Origin of the sequence: Microcoleus sp. MON1_C1, assembly GCF_036701945.1 — a bacterium.
Lineage (GTDB): Bacteria > Cyanobacteriota > Cyanobacteriia > Cyanobacteriales > Microcoleaceae > Microcoleus.
This window is the reverse complement of the sequence record NZ_JAUBRO010000112.1, coordinates 1-4,589: the sequence shown is the minus strand read 5'-3', so window position 1 is coordinate 4,589 and position 4,589 is coordinate 1. Positions and strand designations below refer to the sequence as shown.

Genomic DNA, 4,589 nt, shown 5'->3' with positions numbered 1-4,589 from the left:
AGCATTCCCGGCGTTACTGAGCGTAACAACTTTAACGCTCTTACTCTTTCTCCCATTTTATATGAACACATTAAGGCATCGAATATTAAATGCGTTCCTGCTTCTACTAAAATGACTAATCTAGCTTTGGGAAAGGCAGCTCTTGTACCTGGACGACTCCCTGGAGGGCCAAAAACTCTGGCATTTTCATCACTGTTTGGGATGTCTAAGCAGGTTCCATCTATCGCTATAATTCTCACTCCCTTGAGAAAAGCTCCTACTGTTTCAACCGTAGCCATTGGTTTTACCAACTGATGAAACAACGGTGTCATTACTCCTGCTCCTAATCTTTGTCTGGCTTGAGTAATAGCTGCTTTACATGAAATTTTCCCATATTTACCAGTTTTTAACCAGACTTCATTATTAAGGCCATCAATTAGATTTTTTAGCACATCCCGCATTTAGTCTTTTGACCACCAACTCATTGCTATTATTAGACATACTACCAGTTGTGATTGTAGCCCGCGATGCCGTTTTTCCTTAACTTTTGTTTTGAGAATCGCCAATTCTATTGCTGTTGAGGGAATTGCTATCTCTATAGCTTTGAATATCTCCTTACTTTTGAGCTTGGGAGATTCTAATAATAATTTTTTTAAAGGCACTGTCCTTGATTTCCTTTTTTGTACATAATACCTAGTTTACCACTTTTTCAGCCTTAAGTGAACCGTATTGCTATCTGTGGTGAACCTTTATTCAATGGAGAGGAATTAAACACCCATCACATAGTTCCTGTTGCTCAAGGTGGACGAGATGACATTGAAAACCTACAGCACTTGCACCATGCGTGTCACAAACAGGAACATTCTAAATCCAAGTCAACTCGCTTGAAGTAAGGCTTGAGCCGTGTAAGTGCGAAAGTCTTATGCACGGTTCTTAGGGGAGGGGAGAGCGGTGACGCTCAAACTTTACCCGACTATCCCCCCTCGACTCAACCAGCAAATAGACATGAAAGTTTATAGCGAACCGTTTCTTTAGTGTTTGAAAATTTCGCTCAATTGCGATCGCAACCATTCATGAGAAGGAGCAGGCTAGTTGGAGGCGTTGCTGGGTATAGGTATGGATTCAAGATTTCGGAATGGCTATAGGGCAAGTAGGGTGAGTTTTGTAGCATCAAGCAAAAAGGTGATTCATACCATGAATCATAAACGCCAGAATCCTTATCCCTACGCCTCTTCTTTCAAACCATCCTCCAACAACATCCGCACTCTGATCCACTTTCTTATGGCCCGTCTTTGCAGCCAACATCGACAGTTTACGGTGCAGAGTTTCGGACATCTCCACGGTCCCCCTAACCGTCGCTTCTTTATCGGGTGCTTGCAGTTTGCTCATTAAACTAGGCTCCTTTGATTGGATGGGTACAGGGTGTGGTGCAAATACTTCCGGCTGCGGTGGTGTTGCAGTTGGCAATGCAGTTTCCTGTGGTTGTTGTGTGGGTGGTGTTTCCCCTATTAGTGATGCTGTGGGTGTTGTTGCTAGCGATACAACTTCTGGTGGTGCTTGCACACCTGTTTTTATGTGTGTTAGCTTATTACGTAGAAGGGCATATGTGTCAACGATTACCATACGTCGTCGTTGTTCGAGGATGAGGAGTGGTTGAATGCTTGTGAGTCAGGGTCGGGGGTTGTCGCGGTTCAGTCATCCACTTTGGCAAAACGGAAAGCTTCAACAAAATGTACTTCTGAGAGCTTTCCACTTTAAAGTTTTCGGACGTTAATAACAAATTTATCGACAATCGCTAAAAACCGAGTCTAGCCTAAATTGCGTCTGGTTTCAGTTAGTTTTGACAAGCTGACAATGCCAGCTCCATTGCAACAGAGAGCTTTGGATTTACTGAAGGTTTCCCTAATATTGTAGTCATCTATTGGGCAAGGGCGTTAGCCCTATTGCGTGACTGATGGGGGTTTTGCTTGGATGCTTAAGACTACAGGGGGGAAGTTCCGCTAGAACAGTTGAGATTTTCTCAACTTTGCGACCGTTTTCGCGAAAGCAACGCTGACGCATCACACCAGGAAGCAAAGCGCTCTCGCTTTCTATCTAGCTATCGAAAACAGCGAAACTCTATTTAAATCTAGCACCAGTCGAATAATCTCACATTCCACCTGCCTTGCTTGACCACAGGGGTTAAAACCCAAAGTTAATTTCTGGCTTCTCTGACTGGGGTGAAACTTCCTAATTGGTGCATTGTCTTACTTAGAGGCATCCAGCACATCCATGAATTTTCCATTCAAAGCACGTTTGAAGAGCCAGAAGAATTCACCAAAAATGGTGATGCCGTTAATTAATCAACATTGGTTGGTGCCGATCGTCCTGCGCTCCATTTCCTACTTTCGCAAAGACTTATGGCTGATCGTCACGCTCTTGCTTTTGATCGGAGCATCAGTGCTTTTCAACCTTCTCAACGCCTGGCCGATGGCGATTCTAGTCGATACGGTTTTATCACCAACTCCGAAATCCAACTGGATTCATACGCTGTTTCTTGCTCCGTTCGGTGAAAGCACGCTGAACCGGATTTTCGGAATGGCGTTCGTCGCGATGATTATCAGAATCCTGAGCGAGACCGTTTTCATGCTCCGTAGGATGTTGAACTACCGCATCCAGTACAACGGAACCTTGCGGGTTCGCACCGAACTCTACGACAAAATGCAGGCGCTGAGTCTCGGCTGGCACGGCTCCCGATCGCAGGGTGACGCAATCTATCGGTTGAGCTACGACAGCCTCGGGCCGTGGGGGGTAATCGATACGCTCATCGGCTCCACTGCCGCATCGGTAACGCTGACGGCGATGATCTGGATCATGCTGTCGCGCCACGTCCTTCTCACCGTATTTGCGCTTTCGTTCACTCCGCTTCTAATACTGGCGAATTGGTACTTCGAGGGAAGGATTAGGAGTCGTGCCCTCGAGTCGAAGCAGACCGATGCGGTTATGACCTCAACCATGCAGCAAGCTATAGAGTTGATCGGGCTAATCCAGTCCTTCGGTCGAGAAGCAACAGAGTCGCGGCGCTTCGGGCAGGTGGTTGAACGCAGCGTCAAGGCATCCATGCGACTCAATTGGCAAGAGAACCTCTATCCGCTAGCGGTTCAGGTAGTCTTCGCCCTGGGAAGCGGGGTAATCTTAGGCTACGGCGGATACCTAGTCTATCGCGACCAGTTCTTGCGTCCGGTGCCGAACGGCGTGAGCATGGGCGATCTGCTCGTATTCATGGCGTACCTGGGGCAGTTCTGGGACCCGATAGGTTGGGTGTTGGGGTTCACTACTAAGATCCAGACGTTTGTAGCTTCATGCGATCGCGTCTTTACGGTCATTGACGAGCCGCCGGCCATAAAAGATGAGCCTGATGCCCGCTCGCTTCCCGTTCATCCCTGCACACTAGCACTTGCCGACGTGAGCTTCGAGTACCACTCTGGGCAACCGGTCTTACGGAACATCAGTGCTAGTATCGAGCCGGGTCAGATGGTGGCGTTTTTGGGTCCTAGCGGAACGGGAAAGAGTACGCTGCTCAATCTCTTGCCGCGCTTCTATGACCCGACATCGGGCAGCGTCCTTCTCGACGGCTTTGACCTCCGCACCCTTAAGATTGCCGATGTCCGCAAACACATGGCGCTCGTCTCGCAAGGCAGCCCACTTTTCCCCGGAACGATCGCAGAAAATATCGCCTACGGTCGCCCGGATGCTCTGCTCTCCGATATTCGGAAGGCGGCGGTTGAATCTGGGGCAGCCGAGTTCATCGAAACCTTGCCGGAGCAGTATGATACTTTAATCGCTGAGGGCGGTCAAAACCTCTCGGGTGGACAGCGACAGCGCCTAGCTATCGCGCGAGCGCTGGTCACTGAGGCTCCAATACTCATCCTCGACGAACCCACGAATGCGCTGGACTTGAAGCACGAGCAGTGGGTCATAGAAACTCTGCAACGTCTGCGGCGCAACAGAACCATCATCTTGGTCACGCACCGACTCGAAACTGCCGTAGACTGCGATCGGATTTTTGTGATGCAGGAAGGCGAGATTTTCGAGTCTGGTACCCACGCCGAACTCCTTACCCAACAGGGACTCTACTACCGAATGTTGGGCTATAACCCAGTAAGGTCAATAGGACTTACTGATAAACCCTGCATAGAGTAGGAGTACGACATGGCGAACTTATGAGTCTATTTGAGATCTTTTACGGTCTTGTGGTAACGTCACCCTAAAAGCAAAATCTAGCAGCTATGCCTTACTGTAGCAGCCTAACGGACTCAGAATGGGAAATAATGGAACCCATACTACATCAGATATTGCCTACGAAGAAGCAGGGGCGCTTACCATCCAACTGGACAAAGAGAGAAATCTTGGATGGAATCTTCTATCAATTAAAGAATGGCTGCAATTGGCAAGACTTACCTGGGTGACTTGCCCCCGTACTCAACCGTATATTGGGATTACAAGCAGTGGCGCTCGCAGGGAGTGATAGAAGACCTGATGAGAGTTTTATAGAACCCACATTCCGCACCCCAACTGTCACATGGGGTACGGACTGGCAACGGCTCGTGAGTTGTGGGTCTGGCAACCAG

At 48.5% G+C, this 4,589-nt stretch carries 4 protein-coding genes and 1 pseudogene; 3 read left to right on the top strand and 2 right to left on the bottom strand.

From position 1 onward, the window contains the following. A pseudogene (locus QUA62_RS28875) lies at positions 1-551 on the bottom strand (transposase domain-containing protein); the annotation flags it as partial. Positions 552-698: 147 nt separating this feature from the next. Here QUA62_RS28875 and QUA62_RS28870 point away from each other — a divergent pair. Continuing rightward, positions 699-872 (top strand): HNH endonuclease signature motif containing protein, encoded by a 174-nt coding sequence (locus QUA62_RS28870; protein ID WP_333408232.1) that lies wholly within the window; start codon positions 699-701, stop codon positions 870-872. Positions 873-1,149: 277 nt separating this feature from the next. On the opposite strand, the gene QUA62_RS28865 is transcribed toward QUA62_RS28870, so the two are convergent. Further along, positions 1,150-1,602, bottom strand: coding sequence for a hypothetical protein (locus QUA62_RS28865; RefSeq protein WP_333408231.1), 453 nt, complete (start codon positions 1,600-1,602; stop codon positions 1,150-1,152). A 648-nt stretch (positions 1,603-2,250) separates the two neighbouring features. Here QUA62_RS28865 and QUA62_RS28860 point away from each other — a divergent pair. Both QUA62_RS28860 and QUA62_RS29590 read left to right on the top strand, forming a co-directional pair. Continuing rightward, positions 2,251-4,161 carry an ABC transporter ATP-binding protein gene (locus tag QUA62_RS28860; protein WP_333408230.1) on the top strand — a complete coding sequence of 637 codons (1,911 nt, stop codon included), beginning with the start codon at positions 2,251-2,253 and terminating at the stop codon, positions 4,159-4,161. 86 nt (positions 4,162-4,247) lie between these two features. Next, positions 4,248-4,427, top strand: coding sequence for a transposase (locus QUA62_RS29590; RefSeq protein ID WP_445301737.1), 180 nt, complete (start codon positions 4,248-4,250; stop codon positions 4,425-4,427). Positions 4,428-4,589 lie beyond the last annotated feature (162 nt).